This is a genomic window from Methanolobus vulcani (assembly GCF_006546655.1).
GTDB lineage: Archaea > Halobacteriota > Methanosarcinia > Methanosarcinales > Methanosarcinaceae > Methanolobus > Methanolobus vulcani_A.
In genome coordinates this window covers 596,700-614,251 of the sequence record NZ_VIAQ01000015.1, presented here as the reverse complement: position 1 = coordinate 614,251, position 17,552 = coordinate 596,700, and the positions used below count along the sequence as shown (strand labels likewise).

Sequence of the window (17,552 nt, the reverse complement as noted above, 5' to 3'; positions counted from 1 at the left end):
ATAAGGATAAGGAAAACTATGATCACATGCTCCGCACCCGGTAAAGTTTATCTTTTTGGTGAACACGCAGTAGTATATGGAGAAAATGCAATCTGCTGTGCTGTTGAACTTCGAACAAAAGTAAGTGTGGAAAAATCCGATGAAATAATCATTGAATCTATTCTGGGACGTACCAGACTGGACCATGATACTCATCCTTATGTATCTTATGTAATCGAAAAGATGCGACAGTTTGTAGATATTCCGGGGGTGCGGATAGTCATAGAATCCGAACTTCCGGTTGGTTCAGGACTTGGATCATCGGCAGCAGTCACAGTTGCAAGCATCCAGGCATTAAATCATCTTTATGAATGTGGACTTTCCCTGGAAGATATAGCAAAGACCGGACATGAGATCGAAAAAATGGTTCAGGGCAATGCAAGCCCAACGGATACATATGTCAGCACCATGGGTGGTGTTGTTATGATTCCGCAGAGAAAGAAACTTGAACTTATCAATTGTCCAATTGTAGTCGGCAACACACATAAATTCTCTTCAACAAAGCAACTTGTAGGCAATGTCTCAAAACTACGAAGCGATTTTCCTTCTGTAGTAGAGCCTATACTTTCCAACATAGGGCAAATATCCATACTGGCAGAAAAACTGGTTGCAGAAGGCGACTACGAAACCATTGGAAAACTCATGAATATAAATCAGGGGCTTCTGGATGCCATTGGAGTTGGCTGTGCAGAACTATCTTCACTGGTGTATGCCGCTCGTGACAATGGTGCCATTAGCGCCAAAATCACTGGTGCAGGTGGTGGAGGGTGCATGGTCGCACTTACCAGGGAAGACAATGCAGAAGCTATCGCAAAAGCAATTGAGAATGCTGGCGGAGAAGCAATAATTACAAAAAATACAGCAGAAGGCGTGCGACTGGAGTCATTGCATGGATAACACTAATATTACTATCCTGAAGATTGGCGGTAGTGTCATCACAGACAAAAGTGCTGATGACGGTGCTGCAAGAATAAGCGAGATTGAAAGAATAGCATCTGAGATCGCAGGGTTTGAAGGAAAACTTATTATCGTACATGGTGCAGGATCATTCGGACACCCACAGGTAAAGCGTTTCGGACTTACCGGGAAATTCGACCATGAAGGATCCGTAATCACACACATGTCAGTAAGGAAACTCAACACCATGGTTGTTGAAGCCTTAAACTCCGCAGGAGTTTACGCATTGCCAGTACATCCAATGGCATGCACAGTATCAAGCAACAGTCGCATAAAAAGCATGTTCCTTGAGCAAATTAAAGAAATGCTTGCAAACGGATTCGTACCTGTCCTTCATGGCGATATGGTAATGGATACTGAGATTGGAACCTCGGTCCTTTCAGGCGACCAGATAGTCCCGTATCTTGCAATACAGATGAAAACTTCAAGAATAGGTATTGGAAGTGCGGAAGAAGGCGTGCTTGATGATAAAGGAAATGTTATACCCATCATCAACAATGGAAATTTCGATGAAATAAGAGCATACCTTGGCGGTTCTGCTAACACTGATGTTACAGGTGGCATGCTGGGAAAAGTACTTGAGCTTTTAGAACTAAGTGAGCAGTCAAACAGCACTTCATATATATTTAATGCAGGCAATACCGATAATATATCTGATTTCCTGAAGGGTAAGAATATTGGTACCGCAATTGGTACCGGGACAATACAATAAATGCGTTTTCTAACGATATTACAAAGATATTAATAAAGGTATTAATCATGAGCACTTCCAGAAGAAAGATAGAACATCTAGAACTATGCGCTGCAAGTCCGGTGGAATCAAGGAAAACAGGAGCAGGGTTTGATGATGTGATGCTCGTTCACAGGGCATTACCTGAGATGAACATGGATGAGATCGATACATCGGTCCGTTTTCTGGAAAATGAAATGAATGCACCTTTCATGATAGCATCCATCACAGGAGGACACCCGGAAACAACTGCAGTTAATGCAGCCCTTGCTGAAGCAGTTGAGGAACTGGGACTGGGAATCGGCGTTGGCAGTCAGCGTGCTGCCATTGAGGATCCATCCCAGGAAGATTCATTTCGTGTTGTAAGGGATAAAGCACCCAGTGCATTTGTTTATGGGAATATCGGTGCAGCCCAGATAAGAGAATACGGTGTTGAAGGCGTTGAAAAGATTATTGAGATGATCGATGCAGATGCCATTGCAGTTCACCTGAACTTCCTTCAGGAAGCAATCCAGCCAGAGGGAGACAGGGAAGCATCAGGTGCTCTTGAAGCTATAAAAGATATTTGTTCACTGCCAGTGCCGGTCATCATTAAAGAAACCGGTGCAGGCATATCACACGAAGACGCTTTCATACTTAAAGAAGCAGGAGCTTCTGCCATTGATGTAGGTGGTGTCGGAGGCACTAGCTGGTCAGGAGTAGAAGTTTACCGTGCCAGAGAAAGAAATGACACAGAATCTGAAATGCTTGGAGAATTATTCTGGGACTTCGGAATACCAACTGTGCCAAGCATAGTAGAATGCAGCGTATCACTCCCGGTAATTGCTACCGGCGGTCTAAGGACCGGACTTGATATTGCAAAATCAATTGCCCTTGGAGCTTCTGTTGCGAGCGCAGCCCTTCCTTTTGTTGGACCAGCTCTTCAGGGAAAGGATGCAGTAGTCAAAAGCATAGAACACATGCTGAAAGAAATGGAAGTTGCAATGTTCCTTTGCGGATGCGAGGATCTTAAGGACCTGCATCTTGCACCGGCAGTCATCAGTGGCTGGACACGCGAGTATCTGGAACTACGCGGTTTTAACGTAAAGGACTTTGCTCTGCGTTCTAAGAACAAGGACTTCCAGAGAGTATAACATTCATCTATGAAAGGGATATTTGAATAAAACATTTTTAATAAATAGAGGTTAATATACATGACAGAAATAGGAATTATTGCAGTCGGCGGATATAACGAAATGGGCCGCAATATGACTGCCATCCGGATCGATGAGGATATCATCATCGTCGATATGGGTCTTCGCCTGGACAGGGTTCAGATCCATGAAGATGTAGAAATTGATAAGATGCATTCACTTGAGCTTATCGAGATGGGAGCCATCCCCGATGACACCATCATGAAGGAAGTGAACGGAAATGTACGTGCAATTGTTTGTACACACGGCCACCTTGATCACATCGGAGCGATCTCAAAACTGGCACACAGATATACCGCACCAATTATCGGAACCCCATATACAACAACCCTTATCAAACATCAGATAGATTCTGAGAGAAAATTCGGGGTAAAGAACAACATTGTATCCTTAAACGCTGGTGATTCACTGGAGATTACAAAGGAAATTTCCATTGAATTTGTTAACACCCAGCACAGCATTATCGATACTATTTTCCTTGTAATCCACACAACCAGCGGTTCTATTGTCTACGCATGTGACTTTAAGCTTGACAGGACACCAACACTTGGTGAAGCTCCTGACTTTGCCAGGCTTAAGGAACTTGGAGAAGAAGGCGTCATCGCCCTCATTACAGAAAGTACCAATGCAGGACGAAATGGAAAAGCACCTTCAGAAATGATCGCACATTCAATGCTAAGGGATGTCCTTCTTGAAACTGAAGAATCTGATGTTGGTATGATCGTTACCACTTTTGCATCACACGTTGCCCGTGTAAACTCCATTGTCAAGTTTGCTCAGGAAATGGGAAGAATTCCAGTCCTTATGGGAAGTTCCATGGAGAGATACATTGCAACTGCTCACCAGATGGAATACATCGAGCTTCCGGAAGAGGTTGAGATATACGGAAACCGCAGAGAGATCGACAAAGCTCTTGCAAAGATCATGGAAAAGGGTAAAAACAAATACCTGCCAGTGGTCACAGGACATCAGGGTGAGCCCGGTGCTGTACTTGGAAGGATTGCAAACGGTGAAACACCTTTCAAGATTGACAGAGGAGACCGCATAATATTCTCTGCAAATATCATTCCAAACCCAATGACACAAGCAAACCGCTATGCTCTTGAGACTAAGTTGAAGATGCGCGGAGCCAGGATTTATGATAACGTCCATGTTTCAGGACACGCATACCGTGAGGATCACTGGGAACTTCTCAGAATGCTCAAACCGGAACACGTAATTCCTGCACACGGAACCATACAGATGCACAGTGAATACATCCAGATGGCAGAAGATGCCGGATACGTACTTGGTGACACTCTTCACCTTCTGAGGAATGGAGAAGAGCTCTACATAGATGAAGAGTAAAATTAAAAAAGGGATGTTTATGGATCTTATTGAAGAGATTAAAAAACGTTCATCACACGTCGATAAAGGAATAGAGGAATACTTACCAATTGACAAGCCGTATGAACTTTACAAGGCAGCAAGATATCTTCCTGATGCTGGTGGAAAAAGACTTCGACCGGCAACAGTGATACTCGCAGCAGAAGCTGTTGGCTCTGATCTTGAAACCGTTCTTCCTGCAGCAGTAGCAGTTGAACTTGTCCACAATTTCACACTTGTCCATGATGATATAATGGACAGGGACGATATTCGCCGAGGAATGCCTGCAGTCCATGTAAAATGGGGAGAAGCAGGAGCTATCCTTGCAGGAGATACCCTTTATTCAAAGGCTTTCGAAATACTTACACGTACAAAAGTAGGAGCACCTGAACGCAATCTTAAATGTATCGATATTCTTTCCAAGGCCTGCAGGGATATCTGTGAAGGCCAGTGGATGGATGTTGAATTTGAAGACCGCGACGATGTCACAAAGGAAGAATACCTTGAGATGATCGAGAAGAAAACCGGTGTACTCTATGCAGCTTCAATGCAGATCGGTGCAATTCTTGGAGGAGCATCCGAGGAAGTATCAGATGCGTTCTATGAATGTGGAAGACTCATTGGCATTGCATTCCAGATCTATGATGATGTCATCGACATGACAACTCCTGAAGAGATTCTTGGTAAGGTAAGAGGAAGTGACCTCATGGAAGGTAAGAAAACCCTCATTGCCATACATGCACTTAACAAAGGTGTTAATATCAAGATTTTTGGAAAAGGAGAAGCAACAACCGAAGAGATCAATGAAGCTGTGAAACAGCTTGAAGATGCGGGTTCCATTGATTACGTAAGGGATCTTGCACTTGACTACATTGCAAAGGGCAAGGAGCTTCTTGACGTTGTTGAAGATTCTGAAGCTAAAACAATACTCAAAGCAATTGCAGATTATATGATCACAAGATCATACTGATCTGTCCTTCTTTTTTCTTTTAATTTAATCACATATTTAGTTTAGACTATTTTTGCCACTGAGCTGTGCTTTTGAAAAAATTCAAAGCTACTGCTTAAGTTGAAAATGAATCAAATTTAAGGACAAAACAAAAAAAGAAAATAAATTGAAATCAGGACTTAGTTATCCTGCTTTTCAATTACTGCCTGTGCTGCTGCAAGTCTTGCAATTGGCACACGGAAAGGAGAACAACTTACATAATTAAGTCCGATGTTGTATCCGAACTTAACAGAGCTTGGTTCTCCACCATGTTCACCACAAATTCCTATCTTAATATCAGGTCTTGTGGAACGTCCCTTCTCAATACCTATCTTGACAAGTTCACCTACGCCTTCCTGATCAAGGACTGCGAATGGGTCGCTTGGCAGAATGGAATTCTCAATGTAAACTGGAAGGAACTTACCTGCATCATCCCTGCTGAAACCAAATGTTGTCTGTGTAAGGTCATTGGTTCCGAATGAGAAGAACTCAGCCTCTTCAGCGATCTTATCTGCTGTAAGAGCTGCTCTTGGAAGTTCGATCATTGTACCTACAAGATAATCAAATTTACAGTTTTTCTCAGCCATGACAGATTCAGCAACTTCTACAAGATCTTCCTTTGTGGACCGGAGTTCGTTTACGTGTGATACAAGAGGAATCATGATTTCAGGAACAATATCCATTCCACCTGCTTTAAGCTCACATGCTGCTTCGATTATAGCACGAACCTGCATCTCATAGATCTCAGGATAGGTGATTCCAAGACGGCATCCGCGATGTCCAAGCATCGGGTTTACCTCTACCATTGAATCAACACGTTCCATGATCTTCTTAATGCGCTCAATCTCACTGTCACTTCCTTTTTCAGCTTCCAGTGATCTGAGTTTGTCTGCAAGTTCTTCATGTTTAGGAAGGAATTCATGCAGTGGTGGGTCAAGGAGACGAATTGTTACAGGGAGACCATCCATGACTTTGAAAAGACCGATGAAATCTTCCTTCTGCATTGGAAGGAGCTTGTCAAGAGCTGCTTTCCTGACTTCCGTATCTTCTGCCAGAATCATTTCCCTTACTGCAGGAATACGATCTTCTCCAAAGAACATGTGTTCTGTTCTGCAAAGTCCGATACCTTCAGCACCGAAGTCCCTTGCAACCTGAGCATCGTGAGGTGTGTCTGCATTTGTCCTGACACCCATTTCCCTTATCTCGTCCGCCCAGGAAAGAAGAGTATCAAGTTCTCCGCTTACACCTGGTGTTACAAGTTCAACTTCGCCAAGAATGAGACTACCTGTGCTTCCGTCAATGGTCACATAATCTCCTTCGTTGATGGTAACATCAGAAACAGAGAATGCGCAACTTGCCATATCAATAGTTACTGAACCACATCCTGCAACACATGGCTTACCCATACCTCTTGCAACTACTGCTGCGTGTGAGGTCATTCCACCTCTTACGGTAAGGATTCCCTGTGCTGCATCCATGCCGCCAATATCTTCCGGTGAAGTTTCAGTACGTACCAGAATTACCTTTTCATTGGCTTTTGCCATCTCTTCAGCATGCTCTGCAGTGAAAACAACTTTACCCACGGCCGCGCCGGGGGATGCTGGAAGGCCGGTAGCAAGAACTTCAAATTCGGCCTGTGAATCAAGGGTAGGATGTAAAAGACGATCGATCTGTTCAGGGGAAACTCTTGTGACTGCTGTTCGTTTGTCAATGAGACCTTCATTGACCATATCAACAGCAATTTTTAACGCCGCCGCCGCAGTTCGTTTACCAGTACGAGTCTGCAGCATGAACAGTTTACCTTCCTCAATGGTGAACTCAATATCCTGCATATCCCTGAAGTGATCCTCCAGTTTATGATAGATAGCTTCAAGCCTTGCATATGCTTCAGGCAGGTTATCCTTGAGAGTGGATATTGGCTCAGGTGTCCTTATACCTGCTACGACATCCTCACCCTGTGCATTCATGAGATATTCACCGAAGAAGCGTTTATCTCCTGTTGCAGGGTCTCTTGTAAATGCCACACCAGTTCCTGATGTCTCACCCATGTTACCATAAACCATGGACTGCACATTAACGGCTGTACCCCACTTACCAGGAATATTGTTAAGACGCCTGTAAGTGATAGCACGCTGGTTGTTCCATGAGTTGAAAACTGCATCTATTGCCATCTGGAGCTGCTTGCGTGGCTCCTGAGGGAAATCAGTGCCGGTTTCTTTCCTTATGATTTCCTTGAACTGCTCTGCAAGTTCCTTTAGGGCAGATGCATCAAGCTCTGTATCCTGTATAACACCAAGAGTCTTTTTCTTAGCACTAAGAGCAGATTCGAACTTCTCATGTTCAATGTCAAGTACGACATCACCAAACATGGTGAGGAACCTGCGGTAACTGTCATAGGCAAATCTGTCATTGCCTGTCTTCTTAGACAGACCTATGACCGTATCATCATTAAGACCAAGATTCAGAACAGTGTCCATCATTCCTGGCATGGATACTCTTGCACCGGACCTGACAGAAATAAGTAAAGGATTTTCAGTATCTCCAAACTTCTTGCCAGTTACCTTTTCGAGCTTTATTACTGCGTTATTTATCTGGTCTATAACCTCTTCAGGATAAACCCCTTTTTCAAGATAAAGTAAACAAACTTCCGTTGTTATAGTAAATCCTGGTGGAACAGGGATTCCCAGATTGGCCATCTCTGCCAGGTTGGCTCCTTTGCCACCCAGCAGATCTTTCATACTATTTTTACCTTCAGTTTCTTCGTTTCCGAAAAAATATACGAATTTGTTATCTGCCACCGAATTTCCTCCATGCATAAAAATATGATGGACATTCAATTAGTATTAAGTCGTGCCACAATTGTTCTTTTATAACTTTAAGGTTGTGGTCTGTGAAAATATAACATGGTATGCATATATTTACATGGATTTAAAAAATACACATGATGATAAAATTCATTAAATTCCACCAAAATTATAAAAATATATTGTAAACAAATGTGGTCTTATGAAAATTTGTCACAATTATTAGTAATAAAGCATAAATCTGTGGCTATACATAATGAAATAGCATTATGATTCAATTAAGCCATAGTCTTGAAGATCATAGATATGTTTTTGTACTGAAAAAAACTAATATTAAAATGCTTACGATACATTTATATAACATAAGCGGAACATATAGTACAAAAACCTAAATAAAATAAACGAAGACACATGAAACGATTAGGTCAAATCCTGCACATTTCTAAGCAAAACGAAATCGTCGTAAGAGGCGATGAAAAACAGTTTTCCGGGTCTATGAGGGACTTGCCCCGAATAAACTCTTTTGTTCTTGACAAATCCATAAAACCCATCGGAAAGGTTTCCGGCATATTTGGTCCTGTTGATCAGCCTTATTTTACTCTGAAGCCTGACAGGAGAGTTGTAGCTCCCGGACTGGAACGACTTGTGAACGAACGGGTTTACGTTCAATAAGAGATTGCAGGTTATATGATATATTACTTATGTTGTGAGCTGTGAATGATTGAGGATGAACATATCAAATATATTTTCATGAGAGATTCTTTAAAGGTGATATGAATGGTCGAAGTAGAAAGGGTACGATATTCCGATACTTCCGAAAGGGAGAAGATACGTGCAATGATCAAAGCACGTAAAGAAAAAGATAAGAGCGCTGAAGTAGAAAAAGCAAAAGTTCAGTGTCCTGAGTGTGGCAGCCGCAACCTTGTACAGGACTACGAGAGAGCTGAACTCGTATGTTCTGACTGTGGACTTGTAGTTGACGCAGAATTTGTTGACGAAGGACCAGAATGGCGTGCTTTCGATCATGACCAGAGGATGAAGCGTTCCCGTGTAGGTGCACCAATGACCTACACCATCCACGACAAAGGTCTGTCCACAATGATCGACTGGAGAAACCGTGACTCATACGGTAAATCCATTTCATCAAAGAACAGGGCACAGCTTTACAGGTTGAGAAAATGGCAACGTAGGATAAGAGTAAGTAACGCTACGGAAAGGAACCTTGCGTTCGCTCTGTCTGAACTTGACCGTATGGCATCAGCTCTTGGTCTGCCAAGAACTGTACGTGAAACTGCCGCTGTAGTTTACAGGAAGGCAGTTGACAAGAACCTCATCCGTGGAAGAAGTATTGAAGGTGTTGCAGCAGCAGCACTTTATGCAGCATGCCGTCAGTGCAGTGTTCCAAGAACACTTGACGAGATCGGAGAAGTATCAAGGGTAAGCAGGAAAGAGATTGGAAGAACATACCGTTTCATCTCAAGAGAGCTTTCACTGAAACTCATGCCAACCTCACCAATAGACTACGTACCAAGGTTCTGTTCGGGACTTAACCTTAAAGGTGAAGTACAGTCCAGAGGTGTGGAGATTCTCAGGCAGGCTTCCGAGAAGGAGCTTACCAGTGGCCGTGGTCCAACTGGTGTAGCAGCAGCAGCAATTTACATTGCTTCAATCCTTTGTGGCGAGCGCCGTACACAGCGTGAGGTCGCTGATGTTGCAGGTGTAACTGAAGTTACCATCCGTAACAGGTACAAAGAGCTTGCAGAAGAGCTTGACATTGAGATTATTCTCTAAGTAATAAACAAGAAAATTTAATCTGACAAAGGAAGACTGTACCACCACTTCCTTTGTTACATATACTTTTTTTACAAATCTTTTTTAATATTCAGCCTGATTTAGCAGTGTAGACTATGTTCGAACTACTGGAGATGCTGGCAATTGGATTTGCCATGGGAATGACCGGAGCACTTGTGCCAGGACCAATGCTTTTTGTGACAATAGACACATCCCTGAAAAGAGGATGGAAAGCAGGACCTGAGGTCTTTGTAGGTCATGCAATCCTGGAATTCCTTGTTTGCGTATTGATAATCTATGGTATTACAGCAGTCAGTGACAACACGGTTATGGCAATATCAATTCTTGGAGGAGCCACACTTGTTGTGTTTGGACTCCTGACAATGAAGAATGCAAAAGGTGCTGCAAGTTCGATGCACGAACACGATAAAGCCACATCAAAACCTGTGTTAGCAGGAATAGTAACCTCGGCATCAAACCCTTATTTCTGGCTTTGGTGGCTTGCAGCCGGAAGTGCTCTTATACTTCAAGGACTTGAGATAGGCATAATTGCAGCCGTGATGTTTATGGTTGGACACTGGCTTGCTGACCTTGGATATTTTACAGTTGTTTCCACATCTTTCAGCAAGGGAAAGAAACTCATGTCCCCAAAGGTTTATGAAAGAGTGTTGCTTTCTTGCGGACTGTTCCTTGTCCTTTTTGGATCATGGTTCATTATAGGTATGTAGAAATGAATAAAAGTTGCATCAAAGTCCTGAAGAAAAAAGGTGAGCCAATACGCAGGTTACTGCTGGAAATGGACCTGCTGGATAATTCTGCACGCATTAGCTCAGATGGAGATTTCCTTTTACTTCCACTCACACGTAAACCAGAGGAAGTAGAACTTAAGGAACTTCCCGGAGAGTTTGAACTTACCGAGTATGAGTTTGAGGAGCAGAAAGGTCAGCTTAAACTTGAAGACCTGCTGGATGTTGTACCTCATTTTGAGATAGTCGGAGATATCGCACTCATCGAGGATGACGTTGCTAAACCTGAGAAGGTGGCAGATGCCATCATGAAAGTGAAGAAGAACGTTAAGACTGTACTTGCAGCCCAGAGTCCTGTTGAGGGAGAGTTCAGAACCCGCAGGTTCAGGACTGTTGCAGGAGAGGACCGGACATCTACAATCCATCGGGAATATGGTTCAAGATTCTACATCGACCTTGAAAGAGCTTATTTCACACCACGCCTTGCAACCGAGCGTTCACGCATCCTTGAGCAGATTAAAAAGGGCGAAACGGTTGTGGATATGTTTGCAGGTGTCGGCCCGTACAGCATAATGTTTGCCAGGAAGAGTCCTGACATCCGTGTAATCGCCATCGACAAGAACCCGGATGCTGTTGAGTTCCTGCGCCGCAATGTTGAGCTCAATTCAGTTCCAAACGTGGAAGCTATAGAAGGCGATGCTAACCTTGAAGCTGAAAAATATGCCGGTATCGCAGATCATGTGATTATGAACCTGCCCCACAATGCAAATGATTTCCTTGACGCTGCTGTGAAAATTTGTGCACCAAATGGCATAATTCACTATTACGATATTACTCCTGAGGACGACCTTTTTGAGAGTTCCCTGAAACTTATCGATGAGGCTGCAAAAAGAGCAGGAAGAACTACAGAACTTGTAGAGTCACGAGTTGTTCGTTCCTATGCACCGCACCAGTTCAATGTCTGCATTGAAGTGAGAGTGCTCTAGCCGATATTAATAGCTGAGCGCAATTATTAAATCGTTATATAGGATTATACTGTCGTTCAGTTTTGCCTCTGTGGCTTAGCGGTATAGCGGCTGATTCGTAATCAGCAGGCCGAGGGTTCGAATCTCTCCAGGGGCTCTTTTTTTCTAAATCTTAAGCCTAAAGATGAATTATTACTTTTACTTTGTTAGCTTAGTGGCTCTAAAAAAGGAATAAATAAATTATGTATGATCATTAGATACTTCTGAAAAGCTAAATGCTTCGTGAAGCGGCGCAAATGCTGGGTAGAGAGATGTATTTGTTATATGTATCCGTTTTGCGAAAACGCTATCTTGTGCGCTTAGTAACGGTATTTAGCTAAAAGGAAATAACAGTCCTATAAAGAAAAAAGTTCCAATGGAAAAAAGTCAGGTATCTTTTCTTGAAAAATCATTTGCAAAACATTAAATTCTTTGAAGTTATGAAATATTCAATTAAAAATATCTAATTTGAGTGAACATGAATTCTGATAGTAGTAATAAGTGGTTTAAAAAGGGACTTGAACTTTCAGGACTTAATAACAATGAAGAAGCCTTAGAAGCTTATGATAAATCTATAGAACTTGAGCCAGATAATGCATTTACTTGGTTCATGAAAGGTTCTACTCTAGATTCCATTGGTAACTATGAAGAAGCCTTAGAAGCTTTTAATAAATCTTTAGAGCTTGAACCAGATAATGCATCTATTTGGTACATGAAAGGTCCTACTCTAGCTAAGCTTGGTAAATATGAAGAAGCCTTAGAAGCTTTTAATAAATCTATAGAGCTCGAACCAGATAATGCATCTACTTGGTACATGAAAGGTTCCACTCTAGATTCCATTGGTAACTATGAAGAAGCCTTAGAAGCTTATGATAAATCTATAGAACTTGAACCAGATGATGCATTTACTTGGGGCGTGAAAGGTTCTACTCTGGATTCCCTTGGTAACTATGAAGAAGCCTTAGAAGCTTATGATAAATCTATAGAACTTGAACCAGATAATGCATTTACTTGGTGCATGAAAGGTTCTACTCTGGCTAGCCTTGGTAACTATGAAGAAGCCTTAGAAATTTATGATAAATCTATAGAACTTGAATCGGATGCTGCTGCATTTGCTTGGTACATGAAAGGTTCTACTCTAAATTCCCTTGGTAACTATGAAGATGCCTTAGAAGCTTTTAATAAATCTATAGAGCTTGAACCGGATGATGCATCTACTTGGTACATGAAAGGTTTTACTCTAGCTAAGCTTGATAACTATGAAGAAGCCTTAGAAGCTTATGATAAATCTATAGAACTTAAATCGGATGGGGAATTTGCCTGGTTCATGAAAGGTATTTCTCTAGATAAGCTTGGTAAATATGAAAAAGCACGACAAGCCTTTGAAAAATCAATAGAATGCAATGAAAAATTCATTTTTCCATATATTAAGATAGTACGTCTTTTTTTGGATAGAAGCGTTATAGACAATGCTTCGAATGAACTAGAGAAAGCACTTAAGATTGAGCCTTATAATTCGAATTTATGGTTCTTAAAAGGTAAAATTGCAATGGAGCTACAAGATTACCATGAATCAAGTTCTTGTTTTAAAACAGCAATGTCTTTTAACTTAGATGATAAAATGTCATTTTTGTGGGATGTTTATGCTAGATATTTGGATGCAGAACTATCTCTTTCTTCAAATAAAGCAAAATATCAAGACCGGATTCTTTCAATTATTCGGGATTTGGAGAAAATGATGGATACTGATGACGATATAATTGAACCATATACACTCTATTTTATTGGGTATTTTTATTATAAAATCAATGATTCTCTTACTGCATTAGACAAATTAAAGAGTTGTAGAGATCTCATGAAGAAGATGAAAAAAAGAAAAGATTATGTTTTAAATGAAGACTTTGAAAAACTATGTAAATCTGCAGATGAATTGTTATCTAATATCTGGGACTATCATGTCAAACCTCATTGGTGGAATTGGTGGATGGATTCACCTGTATACTGCGAAATTAGAGAGATTACTTTTGTGACATTATTTGGCTTTTTTTTGTTATCAATTATTATTCATCCTGCCTTTACTTTTTTCAGTATCAATTGGAATCTTTATCTATTATTGGATTTGTTTTTAATAATGATAATGATTTCTCCTTCTATTATCAAAATTAAAGGTAGTGATGTTGAAATCGAAATGCAGACTCCACCAAGTTTGGAATTATCTGCTGGTAAAATTGAAAACATACTCAAACAAGTACAGAAACATCCTATTAGGAAAAAATTTAACTAAAAACTCCTAGACTCTTTAAATAACATGACTATATCTCATTGTATAATGAGTTGACCTTTCGCAATACTGAACCCTTTTTTAAATTATTATGATTGTTTATAAGTTTCAACTACAATAAGTTCTATGTCTTGTGAATTCTTACTTTTACCGGTTTCGGGCTTTTTTATATGCTGGATCACTCCACAATCTAGAAAAACGTGAATGAATATATTTATGAAGCCTATGTTAAAGATGGTGCAGAAATTGACGAGAGGATTTTTCGCATATTCCCATACTTTTTTGGTTCTGAAGAATACTTAAGTGCAGCTCTCGCGGGTGTCGTGAATTACTCCATAAACTAAACCCTACCTACCATTATCCTCTTACTCATCCTTAATATTCTCCAGAATATCCTTTTCCATCTCTTCAAGCGTATTGCCTGAATCCCACAGGAAATTCGGAGCACCCTGAGACATTCTCTCTACATGCTGTTTTCTGAAATGTTCACCGCTTGCATTAACAAAGCCCAACAATATTCCGATACCTATGAAAACGTAGATGATGGTAAAGATCTTCCCCGCATCAGTAACCGGGGCTAGATCACCGTATCCTATTGTTGTCAGGGTTATCACAGAGAAATATAAAGAATCAATCCAGGTCCATCCTTCTATTGAATGGTAGGTTACAGTACCAAGAGCGAGAGTAAATATAACAAGCGTAAAAATGCTTCGAAATTCTGGCTCCTTGAACATATTAAAGAGCGAGCGGATGAATACAAAGAATGTCAGAACGAATGATAGCATGATTCTCCTATTACTAAATCATTCTTCATATCCAAATACTATTCGCTATTCTTTTTAAAAGATGATAAAAGACGCTATCTGAAGAATCATGTGAAGATTCATCAGAGTTTATTCATATTTTCAGGCACTTGTAGAAATCGGCCTTAGGACACAGGCAATCCAGTTCAAACCCGGATATTCACGGTATCCTTTGGTTTTGCATGCACCATAGATGTATTTCTGGCCATTGAACTCAAAAAGACCGGAAACTTTCCCTCCTGACTGCAAAGCAGAGACCTCTTTAGGAAGAGTAAGGGCAGAACCTACGGAAAAATCATCCTCACCTGTAGTCTCAATAACTTCAAAGTCCTGGTTAACGTACACAGCAACACTGCCGGGGATAACATCTCCTTTTCTGTCTTTAGGAAGACATGTTTCCAATATTGTTTTAGCTTCAGTATCCCAATCGAACAGCACCCCAAGAACTCCAATAGCCTTTCCTTCACGTGCTCCGTTTTCACGAACACCACCGGCATATACCAGAGACCGCGGTTTATCACTTTCCAGAGGGGAATCCATAACGTCCTGAACAGCATACTGACTTGAACGTGAAGTATTGCCTCCCTCCTGGAACCAGATATGATCAGACACATCAAGTACACCAAGTGCACCCATTAACTCTGTATTTGAACATGCCCTGATAGTTCCACTTGCATCTGCTAAAACCAGGTTCCTGTACATGGTGTAACTGCCATTAATAACTTTAAGTCGGTCGCTGGCCTTCATGAATTCCTCTTCAGAAGGGTTCGAAAGTGCTTTCCAGAAATATTCATCAGTTGACCACCAGCGAATATCAGCAGACCTTTCAAAGAGATTCCTGTCAACCAGATCAATTGCCTGTTTAGCAAAGTTTTCCAATGTCTTTAAATTCAACTGCAGTTCAACGGCTGCCATCTCCTCAAGCAGTTCTTCCATTTTAGAAGTAATGAAATTGCTGGATAGAGTGACTTGGCTGAAAATAGGCCCCAGCTGATCGCCCCTGCTTCCCATTTTTGAGGCGTATATGGTCCCGTTAAGTGATATTAATTGAATATCATTTTTGTCATTTTGTATTTTTGCGTAGGTCTGTTTGTTGATATCCGGATTGATATTGGAATTCATTAACTCCTTTGACTCAATATCATACCCATCAGCCTGAATTGTGTCCGCAAAAATATGTGATTTCGGGAGAATTACATGAGCACTCCAGCCAAGCCCGCGATATTCCAGATAACCATCCGTTCGGGATGAGAAAATTGCGGAATCGACTCCTTCAAAAGCCATATAGGTATTGACCTGCTCACCATCAGAAAGAGCACGGTTATTCCTTGGAATATGTGCTTTTTTCCCGACTTCAAGTATATCCTCATCTGTGGATGCTATAATGTTTCCATCGCTGCTGGTAAACATAGAATAACAGCCATCCTGTATGAGACCATTCTCAGTTAAAGGCATATATTCATCCAGAATTATTCCGGATTCTCCCTGGAAATCAAAAAAGATTCCCATAGCTCCAAGCACGTTGCCACGCTCATCACTATTTTCACGAACAGCAGTCGAATATACAAGAGAGAGCTGCTCTTCTACTTTTGACGGACAAATATCCTGGGCAACATATTCTGTTCCGTTCTGAGTTTTCAAAGCTTTAGTAAACCAATCTTCATCGTTTACCCTTATACCCAAAACTTCCGATCTTCTAAGACTGTTCGAACTTGCGAGGATGTATCCTTCTGAATCGGTAATGACCAAATCACGATAAAGCGTATAGGAAGTCTTGATATCTTCCAGCCTGTCGCAAGCAAAAGATATCTTTGTACTCAGATCCATCAGGTCCTGCAAAAAGCCCTCCAGAACCTTTCTATCTTTTTCCTCACCCTGATACTTGTAACAAAGATGCTTGAATCTTCCAATAAATTCCTTTAATGCCCCATCTTTCAATAATTTGGGGAATTTTTTAAGGTCGTCAGCAATTTGAAAATCGAGATATGATTCTGCTGTAGAAATAGAAGTGCCAGAAGCATCAGATCCATCGGTAATTGCCTGCTCCATCGACTGAGATCTGATCTCAATTTCATCCAAAACTCGCAAGATTGATACTGATTTTTGTTTAGTTTTTTCATAAAAAGAAATACAATCGCTAAATGCGGTTTCCAGTGCCCACCATCTTACGTCGCATGTCCTCTCAAGAAGATTCCTGTCAATAGTGTTGATCTTGTTATAAGCGGTAGTGAGAAGAATCGATTCGTGTTGTTCTTCTTTGGCAATGTAATATTGGTCAAATAGCTTCTTTGTGATCTGCAATAACTGCCGTGAGAAATCTTCCACACGTTTCATCAATTCAGTGATCTGCTCCCTTTCCATTGTATTTTCACTGATTGCAACAGCTATGGTTTTTCCCTGAACACATACCGGAATAATAACATTTAATTCACTGACAATCTCTTCATAGAATTCCCTATGTTCGAAGCGTATTGAGGGATCAAATACACTAAAACTTTTTTCCTCGCCCATCTCAATTCCCCTAATGTCTTATTTTGCTATTTTGGTTTTATTTGACATCACGCGGGAAATCTGAATTCCCCTGCTGTAATTTATACTAGGAAATAATATTCCCATGTATAATATATAAGTTTAACTATAATAGCAACAATTGCACTTATTTGTATACACACATCGCATTAAATTTTTTAGAAGACATGAACTTTAGGAGAAAGTGATGGTGCTCACATATATATAAATAGTAGGGAATGAAATAAATTGCACTTTATACGTACAATTGATAAATTGAATAAATACACAACACCATTTTTACAATATGGTACCAGAGAATACTGGTTTAATAAAAAAAATA

Annotated in this window: 13 protein-coding genes and 1 tRNA gene; 11 read left to right on the top strand and 3 right to left on the bottom strand. The window is 40.9% G+C overall.

Annotated features, from left to right (window positions below):
• Window positions 1-18 precede the first annotated feature (18 nt).
• From FKV42_RS10315 to FKV42_RS10295, 5 genes are read left to right on the top strand one after another with little or no spacing between them, the layout of a single operon-like run.
• Window positions 19-936, top strand: coding sequence for a mevalonate kinase (locus FKV42_RS10315; protein WP_154810116.1), 918 nt, complete (start codon window positions 19-21; stop codon window positions 934-936).
• Window positions 929-1,708, top strand: coding sequence for an isopentenyl phosphate kinase (locus tag FKV42_RS10310; protein ID WP_154810115.1), 780 nt, complete (start codon window positions 929-931; stop codon window positions 1,706-1,708). Before FKV42_RS10315 ends, FKV42_RS10310 begins: the two co-directional genes overlap by 8 nt.
• Before the next feature lie 47 nt (window positions 1,709-1,755).
• The gene (fni, locus tag FKV42_RS10305) at window positions 1,756-2,859 is read left to right on the top strand and encodes a type 2 isopentenyl-diphosphate Delta-isomerase (RefSeq protein ID WP_154810114.1); all 1,104 of its coding nucleotides are present in this window, start codon (window positions 1,756-1,758) and stop codon (window positions 2,857-2,859) included.
• A gap of 60 nt (window positions 2,860-2,919) precedes the next feature.
• Complete coding sequence (locus tag FKV42_RS10300; RefSeq protein ID WP_154810113.1) at window positions 2,920-4,266, top strand: RNase J family beta-CASP ribonuclease; 1,347 nt, start codon at window positions 2,920-2,922, stop codon at window positions 4,264-4,266.
• Between the two features lie 19 nt (window positions 4,267-4,285).
• Complete coding sequence (locus tag FKV42_RS10295; protein WP_154810112.1) at window positions 4,286-5,254, top strand: polyprenyl synthetase family protein; 969 nt, start codon at window positions 4,286-4,288, stop codon at window positions 5,252-5,254.
• Window positions 5,255-5,412: 158 nt separating this feature from the next.
• Here the strand turns inward: FKV42_RS10295 and ppdK are convergent, their stop codons facing one another.
• On the bottom strand, window positions 5,413-8,070 hold the full coding sequence (ppdK, locus tag FKV42_RS10290) for a pyruvate, phosphate dikinase (RefSeq protein ID WP_196214108.1): 2,658 nt from the start codon (window positions 8,068-8,070) through the stop codon (window positions 5,413-5,415).
• A 417-nt stretch (window positions 8,071-8,487) separates the two neighbouring features.
• Between ppdK and FKV42_RS10285 the strand changes: the two genes are divergently transcribed.
• From FKV42_RS10285 to FKV42_RS10260, 6 genes are all read left to right on the top strand, one after another.
• Window positions 8,488-8,748: an H/ACA ribonucleoprotein complex subunit GAR1 gene (locus tag FKV42_RS10285; RefSeq protein WP_154810110.1), complete on the top strand. Its 261-nt coding sequence runs from the start codon at window positions 8,488-8,490 to the stop codon at window positions 8,746-8,748.
• A gap of 105 nt (window positions 8,749-8,853) precedes the next feature.
• Window positions 8,854-9,867, top strand: coding sequence for a transcription initiation factor IIB (locus FKV42_RS10280; RefSeq protein WP_023846028.1), 1,014 nt, complete (start codon window positions 8,854-8,856; stop codon window positions 9,865-9,867).
• A 116-nt stretch (window positions 9,868-9,983) separates the two neighbouring features.
• Window positions 9,984-10,595: a LysE family transporter gene (locus tag FKV42_RS10275; RefSeq protein WP_154810109.1), complete on the top strand. Its 612-nt coding sequence runs from the start codon at window positions 9,984-9,986 to the stop codon at window positions 10,593-10,595.
• A 2-nt stretch (window positions 10,596-10,597) separates the two neighbouring features.
• On the top strand, window positions 10,598-11,599 hold the full coding sequence (locus tag FKV42_RS10270) for a class I SAM-dependent methyltransferase (protein WP_154810108.1): 1,002 nt from the start codon (window positions 10,598-10,600) through the stop codon (window positions 11,597-11,599).
• 64 nt (window positions 11,600-11,663) lie between these two features.
• A tRNA-Thr gene (locus FKV42_RS10265) sits at window positions 11,664-11,735 on the top strand.
• A gap of 360 nt (window positions 11,736-12,095) precedes the next feature.
• The gene (locus FKV42_RS10260; RefSeq protein ID WP_154810107.1) at window positions 12,096-13,901 is read left to right on the top strand and encodes a tetratricopeptide repeat protein; all 1,806 of its coding nucleotides are present in this window, start codon (window positions 12,096-12,098) and stop codon (window positions 13,899-13,901) included.
• Window positions 13,902-14,263: 362 nt separating this feature from the next.
• Here FKV42_RS10260 and FKV42_RS10255 read toward each other — a convergent pair whose 3' ends face one another.
• The gene (locus FKV42_RS10255; RefSeq protein ID WP_154810106.1) at window positions 14,264-14,683 is read right to left on the bottom strand and encodes a potassium channel family protein; all 420 of its coding nucleotides are present in this window, start codon (window positions 14,681-14,683) and stop codon (window positions 14,264-14,266) included.
• 120 nt (window positions 14,684-14,803) lie between these two features.
• The gene (locus FKV42_RS10250; protein WP_154810105.1) at window positions 14,804-17,212 is read right to left on the bottom strand and encodes a cache domain-containing protein; all 2,409 of its coding nucleotides are present in this window, start codon (window positions 17,210-17,212) and stop codon (window positions 14,804-14,806) included.
• Window positions 17,213-17,552 lie beyond the last annotated feature (340 nt).